This is a genomic window from Tepidibacter formicigenes DSM 15518, from assembly GCF_900142235.1.
GTDB lineage: Bacteria > Bacillota > Clostridia > Peptostreptococcales > Peptostreptococcaceae > Tepidibacter > Tepidibacter formicigenes.
In genome coordinates this window covers 18,129-41,439 of sequence record NZ_FRAE01000021.1, presented here as the reverse complement: position 1 = coordinate 41,439, position 23,311 = coordinate 18,129, and the positions used below count along the sequence as shown (strand labels likewise).

The window sequence follows — 23,311 nt, the reverse complement described above, 5'->3', positions numbered from 1 at the left end:
CAGGGGGTCACAGGTTCGAGCCCTGTTGAGCCCACCAATTATGGCCTGGTAGTTCAGTTGGTTAGAATGCCAGCCTGTCACGCTGGAGGTCGAGGGTTCGAGTCCCTTCCAGGTCGCCAATTAAATATATAAGGGCTTATAGCTCAGGTGGTTAGAGCGCACGCCTGATAAGCGTGAGGTCGCTGGTTCGAGTCCAGCTAAGCCCACCATAGATGATAAAGTGGGCCTTTAGCTCAGTTGGTTAGAGCGCCCGGCTCATAACCGGTAGGTCTGGGGTTCGAGTCCCTGAAGGCCCACCACTTTGCCCAGATAGCTCAGTCGGTAGAGCAGGGGACTGAAAATCCCCGTGTCGGTGGTTCGATTCCGCCTCTGGGCACCAGTTATATTAAATATATTAAAATTTTGAAAAAGATTATGTGGTTACAATAGCAAGGAGGATACACCTGTTCCCATTCCGAACACAGAAGTTAAGCTCCTTAGCGCCAATGGTACTTGGAGGGTAGCCTCCTGGGAGAGTAGGACGTAGCCACGTAATCTTTTTTTATTTTTTTACATATAATTGTTAAACTAATAACTAACATTTCTATAAAATTCAAAAATATATATTTATAAAAGAATAAAACATATAATTTGTTAAATAAATCTAAAGAAATATTTAATTATTAATTTAATTAAAAACAAAAAGCTAACATTGAAAATAAAACGTTTTCCTGCGAAGATATAATTTTTTTAAAAAAAATTAAAATAATATTATTGACAATATTTTAAAAAAGTAGTACTATAAATACAACAAAGTTAGTTAAATAACTATCAAACTCTAAGGAGGTTATATTATGTCAAAAGTTGAAAAGCAAAAGAAAGATCCTAAATTTATGATAGATGAGTTAGTTAAAAAGGCAAATAAAGCTAAAGAGGAATTTTTAAAATTAGATCAAGAGACAGTTGATAATATAGTTAAAGAAATGGCTCTTGCTGGTCTTGATAAACATATGAAACTTGCTAAAATGGCAGTTGAAGAAACTGGAAGAGGAATTTATGAAGATAAAATAACGAAAAATATGTTTGCAACAGAATATGTATATCATAGTGTAAAATACGATAAAACAGTAGGAATTATAGAAGAAAATGAAGAAGAAGGATATACATTAGTTGCTGAACCTATTGGTGTTATAGCAGGAGTTACACCTGTTACAAATCCTACTTCAACTACTATGTTTAAATCTATAATTTCAATGAAAACTAGAAATCCAATAATATTTAGTTTTCATCCATCAGCTCAAAAGTGTTCAGTTGAAGCTGCAAGAATAGTTAGAGATGCTGCTATAAAGGCTGGAGCTCCAGAAAATTGTATTCAATGGATAGAAGAACCGTCTATTGAAGCTTCAAATTTTTTAATGAAGCATGATGGTGTTGCTTTAATACTAGCAACAGGTGGACCTGGAATGGTTAAAGCTGCTTATTCTTCAGGGAAACCAGCATTAGGTGTTGGTGCTGGTAATGTTCCTTGTTATATAGAAAAAACAGCTGATATAAGACAGGCTGTTAATGATTTAATACTTTCTAAAACATTCGATAATGGTATGATATGTGCATCAGAGCAAGCTGTTATAATAGATCAAGAAATATACAAAAATGTAGTTAATTTAATGAAAGAATATAACTGTTACTTTTTAAATAAAGAAGAAATGGCTAAGCTTCAAAAACTAGTTGTAAATGAAGAAAAATGTACCATTAATCCTGATATAGTAGGACAAAGTGCATATAAAATAGCTAAAATGGCAGGACTTAATGTTCCTGAAGATACTAAAATATTAATTGCAGAGCTTGAAGGAGTAGGACCTAAATATCCATTATCTAAAGAAAAATTAAGTCCTGTACTTGCATGTTACAAAGTAAAAAATAGTGAAGAAGGAATAAAAAGAGCTATAGAAATGACTGAATTTGGTGGACTTGGACATTCTGCTGTAATTCATTCAAACGATGATGATGTAATATATGAATTTAGCAAAAGAGTTAGAACAGGTAGACTTTTAGTAAATGCACCATCAACTCATGGAGCTATAGGTGATATATATAATGCTAATATGCCATCACTTACTCTTGGATGTGGATCTATGGGTAATAATTCAACTACAGATAACGTATCAGCAGTAAACTTAATAAATGTTAAAAAGGTGGCGAAAAGAAGAGTGAATATGCAGTGGTTTAAAGTTCCTGAAAAAATATATCATGAATTTGGTTCAGTTCAATATTTAACTAAAATGCCAGATGTAAATAGAGTTGTTATAGTTACAGATAGAATGATGGTTGAACTTGGATATGTAGATAAGGTAATGTATCATTTAAGAAAGAGAATGAACAATGTGATGATTGAAATATTCTCAGATGTAGAGCCAGATCCATCAGTTGAAACAGTAATGGCTGGAGCGAACTTAATGAAAGCATTTAAGCCAGAGACTATAATAGCTTTAGGTGGAGGATCTGCCATGGATGCTGCAAAAGGAATGTGGTTATTCTATGAACATCCAGATGCAGATTTCAATGGATTAAAGCTTAAATTTATGGATATAAGAAAGAGAACATTTAAATTCCCTAAACTAGGAAAGCTTGCTAAGATGGTAGCAATTCCTACTACATCAGGAACAGGCTCAGAAGTTACAGCATTCTCTGTTATAACTGACAAGAAAAATAATATTAAATATCCTCTTGCTGATTATGAGTTAACTCCAGATGTAGCAATATTAGATCCAAGTTTTGTAATGACAGTTCCAGCAGGGGTTACAGCAGATACAGGGATGGATGTTTTAACACATGCAATAGAGGCATATGTGTCTATAATGGCTACAGACTTTACAGATGCACTGGCTATAAAAGCTATACAATTAGTATTTGAATATTTACCAAGAGCATATAGAAATGGAAATGATAAAGAAGCTAGAGAAAAAATGCACAATGCTTCTTGTATGGCAGGAATGGCATTCACTAATGCATTCCTTGGAATAAACCATTCTCTTGCTCACAAGCTAGGTGGAGAATTCCATATACCACATGGTAGAGCAAATGCAATACTTCTTCCTCATGTAATAGAGTATAATGCAGCTAAGCCTAAGAAATTTGCAGCATTCCCTAAATATAAAGAATTTATAGCAGATAGAAAATATGCAGAAATTGCAAAAGCTTTAGGATTAAAAGCAGATACTGTAGAAGAAGGAGTAAAATCTTTAATAGAAGCAGTGAAAAACTTAATGAAAGAATTAAATGTTCCAATGTCTATTAAAGAATGTGGAATTGATGAAAAAGAATATTTTGATAAAATAGAAGAACTTTCTGATAAAGCATTTGAAGATCAGTGTACACCAGCAAATCCTAAACTACCACTAGTTTCAGAATTAGCTGATATATACAAAAAAGCTTATGGAAAAACAAGTAAGTAAAAATGGGAGCTATTGAAGCTCCCATTTTTACTTATATAAATAAGTTTAAACCAGAATCTTCAGCCGCTCCAAGGTATGAAGCAACTCCTCCGATTTCAACTCCATCGATAAGTTCTTCTTCTTTAATTCCCATTATATCCATAGACATAGCACAAGCTACAATTTTAACTCCTAAATCCATGGCATTTTTCATTAAAGTTTCAAGAGAATCTACATTTTTCTTTTCCATAACATAATTTATCATTTTAGGACCCATACCTCCCATATGCATTTTAGAAAGAGGAAGTTTTGATGGACCTTTTGGCATCATCATACCAAACATTTTTTCAAGCATATCCTTTTCAACTTTAGGGCTATCTTGTTTTCTTAATACATTAAGTCCCCAGAATGTAAAGAACATAGTTACTTTTTTACCCATAGAAGCAGCACCTGATGCTATTATAAATGAAGCTATGGCTTTATCTAAATCACCACTGAATACTACCATTGTAGCTCCATCTTTTGTTTCTTGTAGAACATTAGCACTATTTATATTATTATTTTTTCCTTTTTGAATTAAAGCTTTAAATGCTTTGTTTTCAAAGCTTGATTTTAAAAGTGTATTACCTGTTTTTTCACACCAAGATTTAATATCTTTCGCAAATCCAGGATCGCTTGCAGTTACTTCGAGAACTTCACCTTCATTCATATTTTCTATATTTTGATATACTTTCATAATAGGACCTGGACATTGAAGACCACAAGCGTTTAAAGATATTTTAGGAACAATTTCTTCAAGACAATTAGTATTTATATGAGCTACTCCAGAATCATCAACATCAGGAGTACAGTTATTTTCAAAATCTGATCCAAATACAGATGAATAAGTTTTATATCCGCCGTCTAAATTTTTAACCTTGTATCCATTTTGCATTAAAATTCTAGCAGCCAAATATCCTCTAAGTCCTACTTGACAAGTTACGTATATTTCTTTATCTTTTGGAATTTCATTAAGCCTACTTCTAAGTTCGCCTAAAGGAATATTAATAGATCCTTTAATATATCCCATATCTCTTTCAATTTCATCTCTTACATCTATTAAAAGACCGCCATTTTTAATTATTTCATCTATCTCATCCCAGTAAACAATGTCTACTAAACCTTCTATTATATTAGATGCTACATATCCTGCCATATTTACAGGATCTTTAGCGGATGAATATGGAGGAGCATAAGCAAGCTCTAAATCAGGAAGATTAAATACAGTAAGCCCTCCTTTAATAGCTGTAGCTATAACGTCTATACGTTTATCAACTCCATCATAACCTACACCTTGAGCACCGAATATTTTACCATCCTTAGGATCAAATATTAATTTTAGTGCTATAGGGAATGCTCCAGGATAATATCCTGCGTGAGAACCTGGATGAATGTGTATAGCTTTGTATTCTATACCTAATCTTTTTAAAGTTTTTTCGTTATTACCAGTAGAAGCTACTGTCATATCAAATACTTTTGCAATAGAAGTACCCATTGTTCCGTTATATTTAACATTTCTACCATTTATATGATCAGCAACTAGTCTTCCTTGTCTGTTAGCTGGCCAAGCAAGAGGAATCATTGTAGGTTTTTTGTTTATATAATCTGTAACCTCAACAGCATCACCTAGTGCATAAATATTTTTATCAGAAGTTCTTAAAGTTTCATCTACTTTAATAGTTCCTCTTTCACCAAGTTCAAGACCAGCATCTTTTGCAAGATTACTTTCTGGTCTAACACCAATAGATAAAATAATCATATCAGCTTCTATTTCTTTTCCACTTGAAAGAAGGATTTTTCTTCCTTTGTTTTTAAATTCTTTAACTCCATCTTCTAAAATTAAGTTAACGCCTTTATCTTTTATATGAGAATGAAGAATACTTGCCATTTCAAAGTCCACTGGAGCCATTATTTGATTTGCCATTTCAACTAATGTAACTTCAATTCCTCTGTCATGAAGGTTTTCGGCCATTTCTATTCCTATAAACCCTCCACCTACAACAACAGCTTTTTTAGGCTTTTTATTATCAACAAATTCTTTTATAGCATCTGTATCAGGAATATTTCTAAGTGTAAATAAATTATCAGCTTTATCAATTCCTGGAATAGGAGGTTTTATTGGGCTTGCACCAGGAGATAATACTAAATAATCATAGCTTTCTTCATAAGTTTCATTTGTTCTTAAATTTTTAACAGTAACAGTTTTCTTATCTTTATTTATTTTAGTAACTTCGCTTAAGTTTCTTATATCCATATTAAATTTTTTAGACATACCTTCAACTGTTTGAACAAGTAAAGCATCTCTTTCGGTTATAGTTTCTCCTATATAATATGGAAGTCCACAGTTGGCAAAAGATATATATTCTCCCCTTTCAAACATTATTATTTTTGCATTTTCATCTAATCTTCTAAGTCTTGCAGCAGTAGAAGCACCCCCTGCAACTCCACCAACGATAACTATTTTTTTACTCATATTAATCCTCCTTCTTAACATTTATATATTAAAATATTATGATGTTGATTTTAAAAAAAGAATAAACTTAAAATAATGCTTTTATTATTTTTTCTACTTTATCATTAGATACTTTATATATTATTTCAAGACCATTTCTTTCTCCACTTATTATTCCAGCAGACTTTAATTTTGATACATGTTGAGATATGGTAGATTGAGGCATGTCAAGACAATTTTGCATATTAGATACATTGCTTGATCCGTTATCTAGAAGTCCTTTAACTATACAAAGTCTCACAGGATGAGATAAAGCTTTTAAAAGTTCTGAGTATTCTTCAAATAACTTAGTATCATTTTTATAGTTTTCCATTCATATTCCTCCTATGATACATTATATTATAATATTACGATATAACAATATCTTTGTCAATTATATATCATATAAAATTATTATATTTATATATTTCTTAATTAATTCAAAAAATATTTTTGAATTAATGGAACTTTTTTATTTTTTACTCGTCTAAGTATATGTAAAACAATTAAAGAAAGGGAGAAATTTACTATGAATATTAAAAAAAATATTATAACAACAACATTATTAGGAGCTATTTTAGCAACATCTATATCACCAATATTTGCAATTGAAAAGAATCTTTATCAGCCAGTACCAACTCTTTATGTACAGGATAAAACTATTAATGTAAATATTGATGGAAAAGATATTATATTTCCTGATGAAAAGCCTGTAATATTTGATGGAAGAACTATTGTACCTGTAAACTTTATAGTAGAAAATTTAGGTGCTAAGATCACATTGGACAAAAATAAAAAAATAGTTAATATTGAAACTGAATATACAGATATAAAAATGACTATTGAAGATAAAGAAGTATTAATATATCACAAATATGATTTAACAGGAGAACCAGAAAAAATTGAATTAGATGTACCAGCTAAAGTTATTAATGATAAGATTTATATACCTTTAAGATTTATATCATCTGTGGTTGGATATAATATTATTTGGAATGAAAATAATCAAACTGTTATTTTGAATAAAAGTAATGAGAATGAAATTAAATTAAAAGAAAATCCGACAACAGGATATATATGGAATTATGATATTGAAAATAAAGATATAGTTGAGGTTGTTTTTGATACTTTTAAATCTTATTCAAAAGAGAATGAAGAAGCAAATATTTGTGGAATGGGTGGAGAACATGTTTGGAAATTAAAAGGGCTAAAAGAAGGGACTACAATTATAAAGTTTAATTTATATAGAGATTTTGAAGGAAAAGAAAAATCCATAGATACAAAAGAATATGTTGTTAATGTATCTTCTCAATTAGAATTATCTATAAAGGAGAAAGATAATGTATTTGCTGGAGGTAGTGAATATTTTGACGAAGCTACTGGTTTATATAAAATGATAGGAACAGTTAAAAAAATTCAAAATAATAAATTTGGAGTTATGGCTTTAGTTGAAGGAAATGGAATGTATGATAAAATTAAATTTATGATAAATGAAGATACAGAAATAGTAACTGCTGATGGAATGAAATTAGGTGTTAATGATTTACAAAATAGTTCAAATATAATAGTTTATCATGATGCAAAAATGACAAGAAGCTTACCTCCAATAGCAAATGCGAAGAAAGTAATTGTAAAAGATGTTTACTGTAAAGAAGGAGAAGTTTCAAAAATAAGAGATATAAAAGAAGGAAAAATGATATTTATAGGAGAAAATATGAATGATGGAATAGAGTTTACTGTAAGTGATAAAACGGAAATAGTAGATGAAGAAGGAAAGAAATTATCTATAGATGACATAAAAGAAGGAACAAAGGTTAAAATTTATCATAGCCCAATAATGACAATGAGTTTACCTCCAATAACTAATGCAGAGAAAATAATTATAATAAGTTCAAACTAATTATAAAAATAGCAGGAATTATTCCTGCTATTTTTGTTATAATGAATAGTAAATTATAATCAATTTAAATTTTGAAAGAATATAATTTACGTTATGAATTTCAATAAAGTCTACATTTAAAATATTTAGAATAAAGACTTTGTTATAATGAATAGTAAATTATAGTCTATTTAAATTTTGGAGGATTAAAATGGAAGAAAGATATAAAATATATTCACAATATTTAAAAGAAAAATATGGAGAAAAAGTATACAAGCTTCCTGTAAATTTACCAATAACTTGTCCTAATAGAGATGGTGTAGTAGGAGTTGGAGGATGCACATTTTGTGCTGATGTAGGAGCTGGATTTGAATCTTTAAAAAATACACTATCTGTTAGAGAACAGCTTGAAAAAAATATGAGTTATATAAGAAAAAGATATAAAGCTAATAAATTCATAGCATATTTTCAAAATTATACCAATACATATATGTCGCTTGATAAATTTGAACAATATATAAATGAGGCATTAATTGATGATATAGTTGAAATAGCTATATCAACAAGACCAGATTCTATAAATGAGGAGTATTTAAAAGTATTAAAAAAAGTAGAGGAAAAAGGAGTTAATATATCTATAGAGCTTGGGCTTCAAACTGTAAATTATCATACACTAAAAAAAATAAATAGAGGGCATACACTTGCCGAACTTATAGATTCAGTAATTAGAACAAAGAAATACAACTTTGAAACAATAGTACATCTTATATTGAATCTACCAAATGATAATATGGATGATGTAATTGAAAATGCAAAGATACTATCAGCTCTTAATGTAGATGGAGTAAAGCTTCATTCTTTATATATAGCTAAAGAAACTGCCATGGCAAAAGAGTATGAAAGTGGAGAAATACAAATGATATCATTAGATGAATATGTAAAAAGGGTTTGTGTATTTTTACAGTATGTATCTAAAAATATAGTAATACATAGACTTATAGGTAGAGCTCCTGAAGAAAATACTCTGTTTTGTAACTGGAATACATCTTGGTGGAAGATAAAAGATATGATAGATGAATATATGAATGAAAATAATATATATCAAGGAGATAAGTGTGACTATTTAAATGGTAAAAGTGTTAGAAAATTTATTTAAGGAGAAAAATATGTTTAAAAAAGGAAATCTTATATTAAAGAGTGATTTTGATATTAGAGTTATAAAAGAAGATGATATGGATATGGATTTATTTATAGATTTAAATTATAGAAATTTAGATATAGATATGGGGAAAAATGATTTAAATATATCAAGAATACAGTTTCCTAAGGTAAGAGGATTGGTAATAAGATTTAGCAAAAATGGATATATTATGACTTGTCATATTTTAAGAGATATAGACTTACATTCTGCTTTTGCTAATTTTGAAATTGATTATAAAGATAGTAGTATAAACATAATAAATTTAAATGAAAAAGTAGAATTTTTTAAAGCTAAATAATAGATTGAAAGCAGGATATTTTAGTCCTGCTTTTAATTTACTTGGATATTATATTTCTTAATTTTATTGTATAATGTATTTCTGCTAATTCCTAATTTTAATGCAGCTTTACTCATATTACCTTTACATAAAGATATACTTTTTATTATTGCATTTTTTTCTAGTTCTTTTAAGGGAATAACTTCTTCATTTTCATTGAATGTATTATAAGAATGACTAGATGTAGTAGTTTTTGGTTTTATTAAGTTACCTAAATTATCTCGAGTCATACATGTGCATTCATCAAAGTCTATTTCAAAAGTTGTCTTGCCATTTAGGTTAACGATGTTTTCTACGCAATTTTCTAATTCTCTAACATTTCCAGGCCAACAATAAGAAATCATTTTTTTATATAAACTATCAGATATATTAGGTATTTCTTTTTTTAATTTATTACTTTTAATATTTAGAAAATAATCTATTAATACAGGGACATCTCCAATTCTATCTTTTAAAGGTGGAATTTTTATAGGGATTACACTTAATCTATAAAATAGGTCTTCTCTAAAAGTACCTTTTTTTATTTCTTTTTTTAAATCTTTATTAGTAGCAGCTATTATTCTAACATTAATAGGTATACTTTTTTTTCCTCCTATTCTAGTTATACAATTTTCTTGCAATACTCTTAAAAGAGTTACTTGCATTTCAAGTGGCATTTCACCTATTTCATCTAAAAATATAGTTCCACCGTCTGCTAGTTCGAATTTACCAGCTCGTCCACCTTTTTTAGCACCTGTAAAAGAACCGTCTTCATATCCAAATAGTTCACTTTCAATTAAATTTTTAGGAATAGCTCCACAGTTTACGGCTATAAATGGTCCTTTTTTCCTATTGCTTGAATTATGAATAGCTTGTGCTAATAATTCTTTTCCACTTCCACTTTGACCTGTTATTAAAACTGTAGATGGGCTATTTGCTATTTCTTTGCTATGTTGTATAACTTTTTTCATTTGTTGACTTTTATAAACTATATTATCAAATGTGTATATAGCTTCAGATAAAGAATATTTATTTACTATATTTATAACCTTTTTAATATCTCTTATTATAACGACTAGTCCTATAAATTCTTCGTCTTTTTTCATACTATTTATTTCTAGATTAAGTCTATGTTTTGTTCTATTAATTAAAATGTTTTCTTCGAAAGAGATATTATTTTTTTTTGCTTTTTCTATAATTTCTTTCCAATTTGGAAGAATATCATTTAAATCTATACTCTCTAATGAACAGTCTTCTAATTCTAACATTTCTCTAGCTGTATTATTTATTAAATTTATATTTCCATTCAGTGATATAGCTAAAATCCCAAAGGGAATAGAATTTACAATTGACTCCATAGACATACACATTTTATTACATTCATTCATAAAAAAATACCTCCTTATAGATGGTATCAAATGGAATACATTGAAAAATGATTATTGAAAATAGGAATAATTTGATAGAGAAAAATAAATATATGATGTAAAAAAATTAGCTAAATATTACTTGATTTATTTTTATAATTGGTTATATAATTTTTTCCCCATTTATCCATTTGATTTAATATAGGTATTAATTTCTTACCTTCTTCTGATAAGGAATATTCTACCATTGGAGGGATTTGATTATAAACTTTTCTGTTTATTAATCCATATTCCTCTAAACTTCTTAATTGTTGGGTTAACATTTTTTGTGTTATTTCAGGAATTATTCTTCTAAACTCATTAAATCTTATAACTTCATGATTTCCTAAATTCCAAAGTATAAGGGCTTTCCATTTTCCGCCTATTAATTCTAAAGTTACTTCTATTTCACATCTATAATTATTACAACTTACTTTATTAGTTCTATCTTTAGGCATATTTTATCACCATCCTTTAAAACTTTTAACATTAGTTTCTGTTTTGAAACTACCTTTCTAAAAAGTGCCTTCTTCACATAAATCTATCATGTTCGTATAATAAGTCATGTGCTAAGGCACAAGTAAAAAATTATTATAAATAAAAATCAACTAGAAAAATTATATCATAAAATGGGGAGGAATAAATATGGCAAGATTCACAATACCAAGGGATGTTTATTTTGGAGAAGGAGTAATTTAATATTCTCATGGATGTGCAAATGCTATATATTTACCATATGTAATTAGAGGCTAAAGTTTTTAGTAGTTTCTTTTTTGAAACTATCTTACTAAAAAGTGCCTTCTTTACATATGTTTATCGTGTTTATATAATAAACAATGTCCTAATGCACAAGAAAAAAGCTATACAAAATAAAATATAAATAAAAAGACAACTGAAAAAATTATTTATTTGTACTTATTATAGTAAAAAGTGGATTTTTAGAGACATTAAAGAAAAGACTAAGAGCCTATGAGTTTTTAGTCTTTTTTAAGTTTTAGTAAAAATAGTAATAAGAAAATATATAGAAAAGAGGGAAATGTAATTATGAAGTATGTAAAAATAGTGAGCAACTTAATTTTTGGACTTTTATTATGTGCAATAGGCATTGTTTTGGAAGTAAATGCAAATATAGGAGTTGGGCCATGGGATGCGTTTCATATAGGTATTATAAAACATATACCTATTACATTAGGAATGATACAAATAATAACAGGATTTAGTATTTTAATATTTACGACATTAATGGGAGAAATTCCTGGGTGGGGAACAATAGTAAATATGATACTTATAGGTGTATTTATTGACATTATTAATAAATCACAAATTATCCCTCAGAGCAGTAATTTTATATCTGGTCTTATTATGCTGATTCTAAGCCTTTTTTTTATGGCAATAGGAATATATTTTTATATGAAAGTTCAATTGGGAACTGGTCCTAGGGATGGATTAATGGTAGTTTTTGTTAAGAAAACAGGAAAATCTGTAAGATTTATTAGGAATATTATAGAGGGTTTTGCCTTAATTGTTGGAATTATACTAGGAGCACCTGTTGGAATAGGAACAGTAATTTATGCTTTAGGAATAGGTTATGCAGTGCAGTGGATATTTGAATTATTAAAGTTTGATGTAAGCAAAATTGTGCATAGATCTATTTTAGATGACTATAAATATATAAAGAATATATCGGTTTTAAAAAAAATTGGTGAAGAAAATAATTCTTAAAATAGGATAAGATAAAATTCAAAAAACATATTTTGATAAAAGATGACTAAAAATATAACAAGTGTCCTTAAATTTAACAGTCTGTGTAAATAAAAGTGTTAAATTTAAGGACACTTTGTTTTAGTTATAATTAAAACTTTAACAAAAACAAAGGTTTTCAGTGGTTTTTGAAACTTGGCACAGTATTTGCTCATATATAAATGTGCAATCATTGATGATTAAAAATAATATAAGAAAGGAATGGTGTTATGGAAACTAGTAGAAAAAATTTCAAAAAGGGGATAATGTTTGGTATATTAGTTGGTTTAGCTTGGGGGCTAGATACTGTATTAATGGGTAAAATAGGAGGATTTAAAATATTTTTAAATTCAAAAGCAACTCCATTAGTACAAGCTTTTTTCCATGATGGATTTTGTTTTATATGGTTAGCATTACTATTATTATTTAGGAAAGATTTAACAAAAACATTTCAACTAATGAAAACTAAAAAAGGTAAAGTTACTATGATGGCTGCTCTTGTTGGTGCACCAGTTGGTATGAGTGGTTACTTATTAGGTGTTAAATATGCCTCAGCACCATATGCATCAAGTATTTCTGTAATTTATCCAGGCGTTGGAGCAATTATGTCATATTTTATTTTAAAAGAAAAATTATCATTAAGATCAGTAATAGGTATTATTATTAGTTTAATAGGTTCAGCGGCATTAGGTTATTCAAAGGTTGACCTTAATATGTATCCACAATTCTACAAAGGTATAGCTTTTTCATTATTAGCAGTTATTGGATGGGCATCAGAAGGTGTAATTATAGGATATGCTATGAAAAAAATTAACACTAATGAAGAAAATGATATTGAGGCTAAGCCTATACATTTCTTAACAGTAAGATACTTAGTATCATTTGTAGCTTATGGGTTAGTAGTATTACCAATTGTTAAAGGATATACATTAGCAGGAGAAGTTATTAGTACAGGAACTGTATTGTATTTGGCTGGAATTGCTACATTAGGAGCTATTACTTATTTAGCATGGTATAAGGCTGTTGATTTGATAGGAGCGGCTATGGGAACAGCTTTGAACTCAACAGCAGCGTTTTGGGCTGTAATTTTTAGTGGGTTAATGGGAACTAAGATTACACCATACTTAGGATTTTGGTGCTTCGTAATTGTATTAGGAGTAATGATATTTGCAGTAGATCCAAAGGAATTAAAAAATTCAGCAATTAGGAGGTCATCATGTTAAGAAAAGAAATTATAGATAATATGAAATATATTGTAGATAATTGTATGGGGGATTCAAATCCTGCTTGTGTTGCAACATGTCCAATGCATACAAATGTAAAAGAATATGTTAAATTAATCGCAGAAGGAAAAGGAAAAGAGTCAATTAAAGTAATAAGAGAAAAATTATTTATGCCAAAAACTTTAGGTAGAATTTGTGCTCATCCTTGTGAGCAAAACTGCAAATGGAATGAGAAGAATAATCCTATGTCAATAGCAGGGTTAAAAAGATATGCTGCTGATAATTTTGATGATCCTAGTGATTGGGATTTATCTATAAAATCTAAAAATGGAAAAAAAGTAGCTATAATAGGTGCAGGTCCATCTGGAGCACAAGCAGCACTTGACTTGAGAAAGGAAGGTTTTGAGGTAACTGTATTTGATAAGCTTGAAGTTTATGGGGGAATGATGAGAGTTGGTATTCCTGAATATAGACTTCCTAGAAATGTAATAGATTCTGAGTATTCTTATTTGGAGAAATTAGGTATAAATTTCAAGATGGGCATTGAAGTTGGAAAAGATATAAGCTTTGAAGAAATAAAAAATGAATTTGATGCTGTTGTAGTTGCTGTTGGAAAACATATGGGAAGAGTTGATATATCTTTAGAAAACCATGATGCAAAAGGGATATTTAGTGCAGCTGAGTATCTTAAAGAAATTTCTTTAACAAGGAATGTAAATGGAATTGGAAAAAAAGTTGTAGTAATTGGTGGTGGAGATGTTGCAATGGATTGTGCAAGATCTTCATTAAGACTTGATGGAGTAGAGGAAGTTTATTCTGTATGCTTAGAAGAAAGTTATGAAAAAATGGCAGCATCAACTCATGAAATAAAGGCTTCCTTAAAAGAAGGAGTTAAATTTAATTTAGGCTTTGGAATTAATAAAATTTTAGTTGATAAGAATAAAAGAGTAAAAGGAATAGAACTTAAAAAATGTTTATCAATGTTTGATGAAAATGGAAACTTTGCTCCTCAATTTAATGAAAATGATACTAAGATTATTGATGTTGATACAGTAGTGTTTGCAATAGGACAAGGTGTTGATTCATCGTTTGACGAAAAAAATTCATTAGGCAAAAGAAGCAATGGTACCTTTGAATGTGATGAGTTAACTTTTCAATCAGTTTTAGATGAAAAAGTATTTATAGCAGGAGATGCAAGTGGAAAATCTTTTATTGTTATTCAAGCCATGGCAACAGGAAGAAGTGCTGCAAAATCAGTAATTAGATTTTTAAGTGGTAAAGACTTAAGAGAAGGAAGACGTATGGAAGAAGAATTTTCATACAAAACTAAATTAAATATACCTATTGATTGGGATAATATAGAAAAAGTTGAAAGAAAAGAAATAAATGAACTTGACCCAGATAAGAGAATAAAGTCATTTGATGAAGTTTCCTTAGGATTTACAAAAGAACAAGCAGAAAAGGAAGCATCAAGATGCCTTCAATGTGAATGTAAACTTTGTATGAAAGAATGTTTAATGCTTAGAGATTATACTGATTGTCCTAAGACATTATTTAAGGAATATCTTGAAAAGGGTTATGAAAATATGGATCCTTTAATTGCATATTCTTGTAATCAATGTAGTCAATGTACAATAAAATGTCCAAATGATTTTGATATTAAATCAAATTTTGATGAAATGAGAATAGAATATGTTAAGGCAAATGGAGGTGATTCACCACTTGAAGGACATAAAGGGCTTGATAAAGCTATAGAATTAGATTGTAGTGAAAAGAATTCAACTTATATAAAAGCACAAAATAATAAAGAAACAAAATATGTTTTAGTACCTGGATGTACAGTTCCAGTACATAGCCCAGAATTAGTTGAAAAAACTTTAATACACTTAAAAGAAGCATTAGATGGAGAAGTTGGAGCAGTTCTTCAGTGCTGTGCAAAACCTACACTTATGATAGGAGAATATGAGAAGTTTGAAAAAAGATTTGAAATGGTTCAAAAATCAATTGATGAAACAGGTGCAGATGTAATTGTAACCCTTTGCCCATCATGCTATTTAACATATGAAAAATATGCAAAACAAGAAGTTATTTCATATTGGGACTTAATATATCAAAAAATAGGACTTCCTAAAGGGCAAAAAGGTATCGGAGAAAATTCTGATGTGGTATTTAATATTCATGATTCATGTCCAACTAGACATGTAACTTCTCATCATGATAGTGTAAGGTGGATACTAAAAGAATTAGGGTATAAAGTAGAGGAAATGAACAATATAAGAGAAAATACAAGATGTTGTGGAGTAGGTGGAATGTCTGGATGTGTAAATTCTCAGCTCCAAGAAAAAGTATTAAATAGAAGAGTAAATGATGCAACGAGTGATCATATAATATCTTACTGCGGATCCTGTAGAGTATCTATGGAAAATGGTGGACTTGATTCACTTCATATTTTAGATTTAATTCATGGAAAAACTTATATGAAAAATGATGCTAAAAAAAGAAATAAATCAGCAGATGATGGAGTAAAAAGTAGACTTGAAACAAAAGATAGACTTAATAAATATAAATAAAGAAAAATGCCTGTAATTTCACAGGCATTTTTTTTTATTATAAATATATATACTAAATCCAGATCCTATAATCAATAAATATCCTATAAAACTTAAAAAATCAGGAACTTCTTGCCATAAAATTAATCCAAGTATTCCAGAAAAAATTACATTAGTATAATTATATATTGAAATTTCTCCAGCTGGAGCTAATTTATATGCAATAGTTAAAGAAAACTGTGCAAGTGAAGCTACAACTCCAGTTAATATAAGTATTAAAAGTTGATTTAAAGTAAGCATTTTAAAATTCATAAGCATTAAAGGAAACATTATTACTGATGATGCAAATGAAAAATAAAATACTATAGTATAGAATTCTTCTTTATCACCTAAAAGCCTAACCATAGTATATGCACCACCTGCAAAAATAGCAGATGAAAAACCTATAAAAGCAGGAAATGCTTCAATATTAAATTGAGGCTTTATTATAAATAAAGCACCTAAAAAAGCAATTATTAAAGATGGAATTTGTACTGGTGTTGGCTTTTCTTTTAAAAAATATAAAGCAAATATAGTTACAAAAAATGGATTTAATTTATTAAGCATAGCTGAATCAGATAATAAAAGATGATCTATACTATAAAAATATCCAATCATTCCAATTGTTCCAAGGATAGACCTTAATAATAAATATTTTTGATTTTCTCTTTTTCCAAAAAAGTTTTTTTTGTTTTTAATTACTAAATAAGCTGCTACAAATGTACTAATTAAATTTCTAAAAAAAGTTTTTTCAATTGTTGGAACATTCCCAGCAAGTTTAACTAGTGCTCCCATTAAAGCAAAACAAAAGGATGAAAAGAGCATATAAAGTATTGCTTTTGATTTATTATTCATATTTATCTATTCCTTTCAAAAATATTATGTACTGTGTATACAATTATTAATCATTACAACAATTTATCATAACTTTTTAATTTTGTAAAATGGAAATAAAGTATATATTAATTATAATATTTATAACAAAAAGTCTCATGAAAATATGAGACTTTTTTAAATAACATCTATTTTTTTATAACGAATAGGAAATTATAATCCTTTTGAATTATGGATAAATATAATTTTCGTTATGAATTTTAAGCAACGGAATTCGTTAGAATTCGTTGGCGCCATGGAATTTCAAAAAAGTCTACATTTAAAATTTTTAGAATGAAGACTTTTTTATTATAACCTTTAATGCTTTTTTTGTAATCTCAAATTTTGCAGGAAATGTTCCACCAAATTCTCCGTCTACATCTATCAGGAGATTTTCTTTATTTAAACAATTTACTTCAAGGTTGTCAGTTTGAAAGTATATTACATTAGGGTCCTTAATATGTTCTCCTGAAAATATTTTTAAAAACACTCCAGCTGTATTTAAAAGATATGACTTTTTGATTATACATACATCAAATACACCATCAGAAATATCTGCTTTAGGAGCAAAACTTGAAAATCCTCCAGCTGATTTTGAATTAAGTACTAAAAATAATAGGGCATCGGCTTCTAATGTTTCATCATCATGTTTAAATTGAAATTTTAAACTTTCAAACAATTGCTTTGGAACTTCTTTTATTCCTTGAGCATAATAAGCGAATCTTCCAAGCACAGTTTTTGCTTCTACTGGAGTTTTTATTGCAATATCAGCTAAAAGTCCAGCAGCTGCTACATTTATAAAATATTTATCATTTACTTTACAAAGGTCTATTTCTTTAACTTCATGATTTTTTATAATACTACATACGCCTTCGATTGTAGTTGGAAGATCTAAAAATTTTCCTAAGTCGTTTACTGTTCCTGCTGGAAGTATTAAAAGAGGTACATTTAAGTTATGTTTTGCAACTGCATTTATAACATTATTTACAGTTCCATCTCCTCCAACTATCATCAATAAATCGTAGTTTTTATCTTTCATTTCTAATATTTCATTTGAATAATCAAAATTTATTGTAGTATCAACTTTATCTACAGTTTTTATAGTTTTATCAAGCACTAATCTTCCAATTATAATTTCTAAGTTTTTTTGAAGAGTTTGAGTTCCAGAGGTAGGGTTATTTATTATTTTAACTTTCATTTTTATTACCTATTTATAAATTTAGGACCTAAGTATTTTTTTACTTCTTCCTCTGGACTAAAAAAATCAATCAATATTTCTTTTCCAGTCTCCTCAAAATAAACTAAAACTTCACAATCTCCATTAATAAAAAACTTTCTAACAGTATCTTCCTTTATTTCTCTTACCTTTATTAAATTTTTTTTCTTTTTTTCAAAGTCTTTTGTAAAATATGCACCTGCTGGTGAAATTATCTTTGTGTATCTATTCATAAAAAACCTCCATTTATAAGTTAAATTTGATATAATACTTTAGGTTATGAAAATATTATAACAAGGAGAGAAAGTAATGCCTAGTATTAAAAAAGATGATATACAAAGAGGAATAGAATATTCTATAAAAGAAAATTTATTTGAGAGTCTTAATAAATTATATAATAGTATACCCAATGGAGAGTGTAATGGATGTGGAAATTGTTGTATGGAGTCTGTTGGGGCAAATTTCATAGAATTTTTAAACATATATAATTATATTCAAAAAAGTAAAGATATGAAATATATTATTATGGATAGAATACTAGATTATTATTTTTTAGAATACACAAAAAAAATACCTTGTCCTTTTAAGGATGAAAAGAATAGATGCTCAATATATAGCGTTAGACCATTGAATTGTAGAATATATGGACACTGGATAAAAGAAGACTATGAAAAAAATTATGAAAGAATAAAAAAAGAGAATATAGATTTTGCAAAAAATATGAATAAAAATTATGGGATAAATATAAGTGATGAAGTCTTAAACTACAAAATAAAATATTGTGAAGACTTTAAGCCAAGCAAAGGATATATGACAAAAGAAGAGAGAATGAATTTTTATGATAGTGTAGTTATGTTAGACTCAAAGCTTTACAGTAGGGGAATTATAAATACTACATTTAAAGATAGAGGAATAGTAGAGTATTTTATAGAATCTATTTTTTATGAAAATACATCTAAAAATATAAAATTTAATATAAGCAAAGATTTATATAAATCAAAAGCTGTTTTAAATAGATTAAAAAAGTTAATTTTAGGATAAGAAAAGAGGGAGTAGCATGAAGCTAGAAAAGATAAAAGGACATAGCTTTTATATAAAAGGGGGAACTAATTCTGGTGTATATATATTTAAAGATAAATATGCACTAATTATAGATCCAGGACTATCTAATTCTAGAGCTAATAGAATAATAAAATTATTTGAAGAACAAGATATTAGAGTTAAGTATATAATAAATACACATGAGCATTCTGATCATTATGGTGCAAGTAAAGTATTACTAGATTATTATACAGGAGCTAAATGCCTTTCATCAAAAGATGCTAAAACTTTTATAGATAATGGTTATTTATTTTCTATGTATGTTTATGGAGGAAAATCTAATAAGTTTTTTGATGATTTTTTCAAGAATAGAGGAAATTCTCTAAATATAGAAGAAACATTAGAAGAAGGAGAAATAAAATTAAATAATGAAAAGTTTAATATAGTTAATTTAAAAGGGCACAGTCTAGGATCTATAGGAATTATAACTGAAGATAGGGTTTTATATTTAGGGGACTGCCTTTTTAATGAAAGTATTTTAGAAAAATATAATTTTCCTTTTTTATTAGATATAGATGCTCAGATTAATACGTTAGATAAAATAAATAATTTAGAGTTTGATTACTGTGTGCTTGCTCATGGAAAAACCTTACTTGAAAGAGAAGAAACTCTAGATTTAGTATATAAAAACAAAATAGTAATTAATAAATATTTAAATCAAATAAGAGAATTTTTAACTACTCCATATACAAGAGAAGATTTATTAAAAGATATTATAGAATATAATGATCTTAAATTAAATTATAAGGAATATTATTTTTCAAACTCAACACTTGCTGGTATGATTTCCTATTTAGTAGAAAGAAATGAAATAGGCTATGAACTAGAAAATGGAAAACTATATTATTATATAAAATAATCAAATTAAGTTTTAAATAATCTAAAATAGAGTAGTTTTATGATAAAATATATACGTGTAAAAATTTCAATAGTTAATCAATTTTATAAGTAGCATTGAAAATACAAATTAAAGGGTGAGATTTATGGAACTTAGAGAATGGAAAACTATACTTATTCCTTATGAGTATGCTGTAGAGGAGCTTAAGGTTAAGTTTAAAAATATTAGAAAAGAATTAAGAAATAATGGAGAATATTCTCCTATAGAATTTGTTACAGGAAGAGTAAAAAAAATATCTTCTATTATATCTAAAGCTAAAAAGCTTAATGTTAATATGGATGAAATAGAAGAAAAAATAGAAGACATAGCAGGTATTAGGATAATGTGTCAATTTGTTGAAGATATATATACTATAGTTAGCTTAATTAAAACTAGAAAAGATATGACTGTTGTATATGAAAAAGATTATATAAAAAATTATAAAGACAGTGGATATAGAAGTTATCATGTTATTATAAAATATCCTATACAAACAGCATCAGGGCTTAAAGAAATATTAGCAGAAATTCAAATAAGAACTCTTGCAATGAATTTTTGGGCAACTATAGAGCATTCTTTAAAATATAAATATCAGCATGATATACCAAAAGATATTGCTAAAAGGTTAAGACGTGCAGGGGATGCAGCATTTTTGTTAGACCAAGAAATGAGTGAAATAAGAGAAGAAATTATGAGAGCTCAAGTTATGTTTGAAATGAAGTCACTTACAGTAAGGGATATTTTAGACAGCATTCAAAAGCTTTATAGTCTAGGTGAAACTGAAAAAGCATGCTATTTTCAAGAAAGATTTGATAAAATAAATGATTTAGAGGATGTGCGTGAAATTATAATTTTAAGAAATGAGATAGATAATATTTTAGATAAATATAATCAAAAATAAAAAGGTAAAGCCATGGGCAGTCCATGGCTTTTAAAATGGATTTATAACTAGACAAGAAATATTATGAAAAAAGGTGAGTGATAAATTTGGCTCTTTATGCTATAGGAGATTTACATTTTGGAAAAGTTGTAAACAAGTCAATGGATATATTTGGATCTAACTGGGAAAATCATAGAGAAAAAATAATAAATGATTGGATTAATAATGTTAAAGAAGAGGATACAGTTTTAATAGTAGGAGATATATCTTGGGGAATAAATTTAAATGAGGCAATTCCTGATCTTGAAGATATTCATAATCTTCCTGGAAAAAAAATTTTGGTTAAGGGAAATCATGACTATTGGTGGACTACAATAAGCAAATTAAATAAGCTCTATGATGATATGAAATTTGTTCAAAATAATTATTGTGTATATAAAGATTTTGCAATATGTGGGACTAGAGGATGGCTTTGTCCTAATGAAGTTAAATTTGAAGAAGATGATGAAAAAATATATAAAAGAGAAATACAAAGGTTAAAGCTTTCTTTAGAGGCCGCTAAAAAAGGTGGATTAAAAAAAATAATAGTTATAACTCATTATCCACCAACTAATGATAAGCTGGAAGAATCTGATTTTACTAAAACATATGAAGAGTACAATGTAAAAAAAGTTATATATGGACATTTACATGGAAAAGAATCTTTTAAGGCAGGACTAGTTGGAGAAAAAAATAATATAGAATATCACTTAGTTTCTTGTGACTATACAGATTTTAAATTAGTGAAAATAATGGATTAATTTTTAAAACCATTGACGAAGAAATGTTTTCCTTGTAAAATCAACTTAGAAATGTTAATGTTTAAAAATTAGGGGAGCTAGATTAATCTGGCTGAGAGTAAGCTGTGTTGCTTTGACCCTTATAACCTGAACTGGGTAATGCCAGCGGAGGGATAATATTATCTATTAGATTTTTAACCCTTTGTCCAGTTTAGGATAAAGGGTTTTATTTTTAAAAAAGGAGATGTTAAAATGCCAATTGTAAATGTAAGTCTTCAAGTTATACCAAGAGTTCCTGATGAAAGAATTTATCCAGTTGTAGATGAAGTTATAAAGTATATAGATTCATGCAATGTTAAATATGAAGTAGGACCTATGGAGACAACTATGGAAGGAGAGTTAGATGAGCTTTTAGAAATAGTAAAAAAAGCTCAAGAAATATGTGTAAAAGAAGGAGCAAGTAGGGTATTATCTGTAGTAAAGATAGATTATAAGCCAGAAGGTGTGACAATGAATGAAAAAGTTGGAAAGTATAGAAAATAAAATAGTACCTATAGCTTTTTTTGGAATACTAGTAACAATATGGGAGTTTGTTGTAGCCAAAGGATTTATTGAGAAATATATATTACCTTCACCAAAAGATATATTTATTACTTTTTTAGAAATACTACCAAATATAAGGGTACATATTTTTACAACTATTTATGAGGCTTTTTTTGGATTTATAATAGCTATAATATTTTCACTTATTCTAGCAGTACTTATGGACAATATTAAAATACTAAAAAAAGCAATTTATCCTTTATTAATTGTTTCTCAAACTATACCTATAGTTGCACTTGCTCCACTATTTGTAATATGGTTTGGATTTGGAAAACTTCCTAAAATTATTGTAGTTGTATTAGTTTGTTTTTTTCCAATAGTTATAAGTCTTCTTGATGGACTTGATTCTGTAGATGAAGATACAATCAATCTTTTAAAGTCTATGGGAGCAGGAAAGATTCAAATATTTAAATATGCGAAATTTCCAGCTTCAATGGTGAATTTCTTTTCTGGAATTAAAGTAGCAGCAACTTATAGTATAATGGGAGCAGTAATAGGAGAGTGGCTTGGAGGAAGTGAAGGACTTGGAGTTTATATGATGAGAGTTAAGCATTCTTATGCTTTAGATAAGGTGTTTGCAGTAATTCTTATTATAGTAATTTTAAGTATGAGCTTATTTAAAATTATATCAATTCTTCAAAATTTAATAATGCCATGGCAAAATGACCTAAATAAAAGGAGGTAAA

The 23,311-nt window shown here is 28.1% G+C and carries 20 protein-coding genes, 4 tRNA genes, 1 rRNA gene and 1 riboswitch; of the genes, 18 read left to right on the top strand and 7 right to left on the bottom strand.

Annotation, left to right across the window (positions count from 1 at the left end; all coding sequences use genetic code 11):
* Window positions 1-42: 42 nt before the first annotated feature.
* The 6 genes from BUA77_RS05910 to adhE all read left to right on the top strand — a co-directional run bounded on the left by BUA77_RS05910 (window position 43) and on the right by adhE (window position 3,434).
* Window positions 43-119, top strand: a tRNA-Asp gene (locus BUA77_RS05910).
* A 13-nt stretch (window positions 120-132) separates the two neighbouring features.
* Window positions 133-209: transfer RNA gene (locus BUA77_RS05905), tRNA-Ile, on the top strand.
* A 13-nt stretch (window positions 210-222) separates the two neighbouring features.
* Window positions 223-299 (top strand) — tRNA-Ile (locus BUA77_RS05900).
* 4 nt (window positions 300-303) lie between these two features.
* Window positions 304-379: transfer RNA gene (locus BUA77_RS05895), tRNA-Phe, on the top strand.
* Window positions 380-415: 36 nt separating this feature from the next.
* A 5S ribosomal RNA gene (rrf, locus tag BUA77_RS05890) occupies window positions 416-532 on the top strand.
* 301 nt (window positions 533-833) lie between these two features.
* Window positions 834-3,434: a bifunctional acetaldehyde-CoA/alcohol dehydrogenase gene (gene adhE, locus BUA77_RS05885; protein ID WP_072888253.1), complete on the top strand. Its 2,601-nt coding sequence runs from the start codon at window positions 834-836 to the stop codon at window positions 3,432-3,434.
* Window positions 3,435-3,465: 31 nt separating this feature from the next.
* Here the strand turns inward: adhE and cdr are convergent, their stop codons facing one another.
* A complete protein-coding gene (gene cdr, locus BUA77_RS05880; RefSeq protein ID WP_072888251.1) occupies window positions 3,466-5,925 on the bottom strand; it encodes a CoA-disulfide reductase in 2,460 nt (819 codons plus the stop codon).
* 67 nt (window positions 5,926-5,992) lie between these two features.
* Window positions 5,993-6,277, bottom strand: a complete 285-nt coding sequence (locus BUA77_RS05875; protein ID WP_072888249.1) for an ArsR/SmtB family transcription factor — start codon at window positions 6,275-6,277, stop codon at window positions 5,993-5,995.
* 195 nt (window positions 6,278-6,472) lie between these two features.
* Here BUA77_RS05875 and BUA77_RS05870 point away from each other — a divergent pair, with 195 nt between their 5' ends.
* From BUA77_RS05870 to BUA77_RS05860, 3 genes are all read left to right on the top strand, one after another.
* The gene (locus tag BUA77_RS05870; RefSeq protein ID WP_072888247.1) at window positions 6,473-7,843 is read left to right on the top strand and encodes a stalk domain-containing protein; all 1,371 of its coding nucleotides are present in this window, start codon (window positions 6,473-6,475) and stop codon (window positions 7,841-7,843) included.
* Between the two features lie 190 nt (window positions 7,844-8,033).
* A complete protein-coding gene (locus BUA77_RS05865) occupies window positions 8,034-8,978 on the top strand; it encodes a TIGR01212 family radical SAM protein (protein WP_072888245.1) in 945 nt (314 codons plus the stop codon).
* A 10-nt stretch (window positions 8,979-8,988) separates the two neighbouring features.
* Window positions 8,989-9,321, top strand: coding sequence for a hypothetical protein (locus tag BUA77_RS05860; protein WP_072888255.1), 333 nt, complete (start codon window positions 8,989-8,991; stop codon window positions 9,319-9,321).
* Between the two features lie 32 nt (window positions 9,322-9,353).
* Here BUA77_RS05860 and BUA77_RS05855 read toward each other — a convergent pair whose 3' ends face one another.
* Complete coding sequence (locus BUA77_RS05855) at window positions 9,354-10,727, bottom strand: sigma-54 interaction domain-containing protein (protein WP_072888243.1); 1,374 nt, start codon at window positions 10,725-10,727, stop codon at window positions 9,354-9,356.
* Window positions 10,728-10,837: 110 nt separating this feature from the next.
* Window positions 10,838-11,203 carry a winged helix-turn-helix transcriptional regulator gene (locus BUA77_RS05850; RefSeq protein WP_072888241.1) on the bottom strand — a complete coding sequence of 122 codons (366 nt, stop codon included), beginning with the start codon at window positions 11,201-11,203 and terminating at the stop codon, window positions 10,838-10,840.
* A 586-nt stretch (window positions 11,204-11,789) separates the two neighbouring features.
* On the opposite strand from BUA77_RS05850, the gene BUA77_RS05845 reads away from it, so the two are divergent.
* From BUA77_RS05845 to BUA77_RS05835, 3 genes are all read left to right on the top strand, one after another.
* Window positions 11,790-12,467 (top strand): YczE/YyaS/YitT family protein, encoded by a 678-nt coding sequence (locus tag BUA77_RS05845; protein ID WP_084605548.1) that lies wholly within the window; start codon window positions 11,790-11,792, stop codon window positions 12,465-12,467.
* A gap of 248 nt (window positions 12,468-12,715) precedes the next feature.
* Window positions 12,716-13,708 carry a DMT family transporter gene (locus BUA77_RS05840; protein WP_072888237.1) on the top strand — a complete coding sequence of 331 codons (993 nt, stop codon included), beginning with the start codon at window positions 12,716-12,718 and terminating at the stop codon, window positions 13,706-13,708.
* Complete coding sequence (locus BUA77_RS05835; protein ID WP_072888235.1) at window positions 13,702-16,278, top strand: FAD-dependent oxidoreductase; 2,577 nt, start codon at window positions 13,702-13,704, stop codon at window positions 16,276-16,278. Before BUA77_RS05840 ends, BUA77_RS05835 begins: the two co-directional genes overlap by 7 nt.
* Window positions 16,279-16,296: 18 nt before the next feature.
* On the opposite strand, the gene BUA77_RS05830 is transcribed toward BUA77_RS05835, so the two are convergent.
* The 3 genes from BUA77_RS05830 to BUA77_RS05820 all read right to left on the bottom strand — a co-directional run bounded on the left by BUA77_RS05830 (window position 16,297) and on the right by BUA77_RS05820 (window position 18,618).
* Window positions 16,297-17,151: a DMT family transporter gene (locus BUA77_RS05830; RefSeq protein WP_072888234.1), complete on the bottom strand. Its 855-nt coding sequence runs from the start codon at window positions 17,149-17,151 to the stop codon at window positions 16,297-16,299.
* Between the two features lie 307 nt (window positions 17,152-17,458).
* Complete coding sequence (locus BUA77_RS05825; RefSeq protein WP_072888233.1) at window positions 17,459-18,367, bottom strand: diacylglycerol/lipid kinase family protein; 909 nt, start codon at window positions 18,365-18,367, stop codon at window positions 17,459-17,461.
* Between the two features lie 5 nt (window positions 18,368-18,372).
* A complete protein-coding gene (locus BUA77_RS05820) occupies window positions 18,373-18,618 on the bottom strand; it encodes a hypothetical protein (RefSeq protein WP_072888232.1) in 246 nt (81 codons plus the stop codon).
* Window positions 18,619-18,694: 76 nt separating this feature from the next.
* Here BUA77_RS05820 and BUA77_RS05815 point away from each other — a divergent pair, with 76 nt between their 5' ends.
* The 6 genes from BUA77_RS05815 (at window position 18,695) to BUA77_RS05790 (ending at window position 23,310) form a co-directional block, all read left to right on the top strand.
* Complete coding sequence (locus BUA77_RS05815) at window positions 18,695-19,426, top strand: YkgJ family cysteine cluster protein (RefSeq protein ID WP_072888231.1); 732 nt, start codon at window positions 18,695-18,697, stop codon at window positions 19,424-19,426.
* A 16-nt stretch (window positions 19,427-19,442) separates the two neighbouring features.
* Window positions 19,443-20,345 (top strand): MBL fold metallo-hydrolase, encoded by a 903-nt coding sequence (locus BUA77_RS05810; protein ID WP_072888230.1) that lies wholly within the window; start codon window positions 19,443-19,445, stop codon window positions 20,343-20,345.
* Window positions 20,346-20,469: 124 nt separating this feature from the next.
* Window positions 20,470-21,264, top strand: a complete 795-nt coding sequence (locus BUA77_RS05805) for a GTP pyrophosphokinase (RefSeq protein ID WP_072888229.1) — start codon at window positions 20,470-20,472, stop codon at window positions 21,262-21,264.
* Between the two features lie 86 nt (window positions 21,265-21,350).
* A complete protein-coding gene (locus BUA77_RS05800) occupies window positions 21,351-22,043 on the top strand; it encodes a metallophosphoesterase (protein WP_072888228.1) in 693 nt (230 codons plus the stop codon).
* Between the two features lie 60 nt (window positions 22,044-22,103).
* A riboswitch (TPP riboswitch) is annotated at window positions 22,104-22,214 on the top strand.
* A gap of 60 nt (window positions 22,215-22,274) precedes the next feature.
* A complete protein-coding gene (locus tag BUA77_RS05795) occupies window positions 22,275-22,565 on the top strand; it encodes a thiamine-binding protein (RefSeq protein WP_072888227.1) in 291 nt (96 codons plus the stop codon).
* The gene (locus tag BUA77_RS05790; protein ID WP_072888226.1) at window positions 22,537-23,310 is read left to right on the top strand and encodes an ABC transporter permease; all 774 of its coding nucleotides are present in this window, start codon (window positions 22,537-22,539) and stop codon (window positions 23,308-23,310) included. Before BUA77_RS05795 ends, BUA77_RS05790 begins: the two co-directional genes overlap by 29 nt.
* The last annotated feature ends 1 nt before the right edge of the window (window position 23,311 follow it).

Coding starts and splice junctions, on each gene's coding strand:
- BUA77_RS05855 (WP_072888243.1), bottom strand. CDS start 10,727: ATGAATGAATGTAATAAAATGTGTATGTCTATGGAGTCAATTGTAAAT.
- BUA77_RS05830 (WP_072888234.1), bottom strand. CDS start 17,151: ATGAATAATAAATCAAAAGCAATACTTTATATGCTCTTTTCATCCTTT.
- BUA77_RS05860 (WP_072888255.1), top strand. CDS start 8,989: ATGTTTAAAAAAGGAAATCTTATATTAAAGAGTGATTTTGATATTAGA.
- BUA77_RS05840 (WP_072888237.1), top strand. CDS start 12,716: ATGGAAACTAGTAGAAAAAATTTCAAAAAGGGGATAATGTTTGGTATA.
- BUA77_RS05865 (WP_072888245.1), top strand. CDS start 8,034: ATGGAAGAAAGATATAAAATATATTCACAATATTTAAAAGAAAAATAT.
- BUA77_RS05835 (WP_072888235.1), top strand. CDS start 13,702: ATGTTAAGAAAAGAAATTATAGATAATATGAAATATATTGTAGATAAT.
- BUA77_RS05850 (WP_072888241.1), bottom strand. CDS start 11,203: ATGCCTAAAGATAGAACTAATAAAGTAAGTTGTAATAATTATAGATGT.
- BUA77_RS05815 (WP_072888231.1), top strand. CDS start 18,695: ATGCCTAGTATTAAAAAAGATGATATACAAAGAGGAATAGAATATTCT.
- BUA77_RS05845 (WP_084605548.1), top strand. CDS start 11,790: ATGAAGTATGTAAAAATAGTGAGCAACTTAATTTTTGGACTTTTATTA.
- BUA77_RS05810 (WP_072888230.1), top strand. CDS start 19,443: ATGAAGCTAGAAAAGATAAAAGGACATAGCTTTTATATAAAAGGGGGA.
- BUA77_RS05820 (WP_072888232.1), bottom strand. CDS start 18,618: ATGAATAGATACACAAAGATAATTTCACCAGCAGGTGCATATTTTACA.
- BUA77_RS05805 (WP_072888229.1), top strand. CDS start 20,470: ATGGAACTTAGAGAATGGAAAACTATACTTATTCCTTATGAGTATGCT.
- BUA77_RS05870 (WP_072888247.1), top strand. CDS start 6,473: ATGAATATTAAAAAAAATATTATAACAACAACATTATTAGGAGCTATT.
- BUA77_RS05825 (WP_072888233.1), bottom strand. CDS start 18,367: ATGAAAGTTAAAATAATAAATAACCCTACCTCTGGAACTCAAACTCTT.
- cdr (WP_072888251.1), bottom strand. CDS start 5,925: ATGAGTAAAAAAATAGTTATCGTTGGTGGAGTTGCAGGGGGTGCTTCT.
- BUA77_RS05875 (WP_072888249.1), bottom strand. CDS start 6,277: ATGGAAAACTATAAAAATGATACTAAGTTATTTGAAGAATACTCAGAA.
- adhE (WP_072888253.1), top strand. CDS start 834: ATGTCAAAAGTTGAAAAGCAAAAGAAAGATCCTAAATTTATGATAGAT.
- BUA77_RS05790 (WP_072888226.1), top strand. CDS start 22,537: ATGAAAAAGTTGGAAAGTATAGAAAATAAAATAGTACCTATAGCTTTT.
- BUA77_RS05795 (WP_072888227.1), top strand. CDS start 22,275: ATGCCAATTGTAAATGTAAGTCTTCAAGTTATACCAAGAGTTCCTGAT.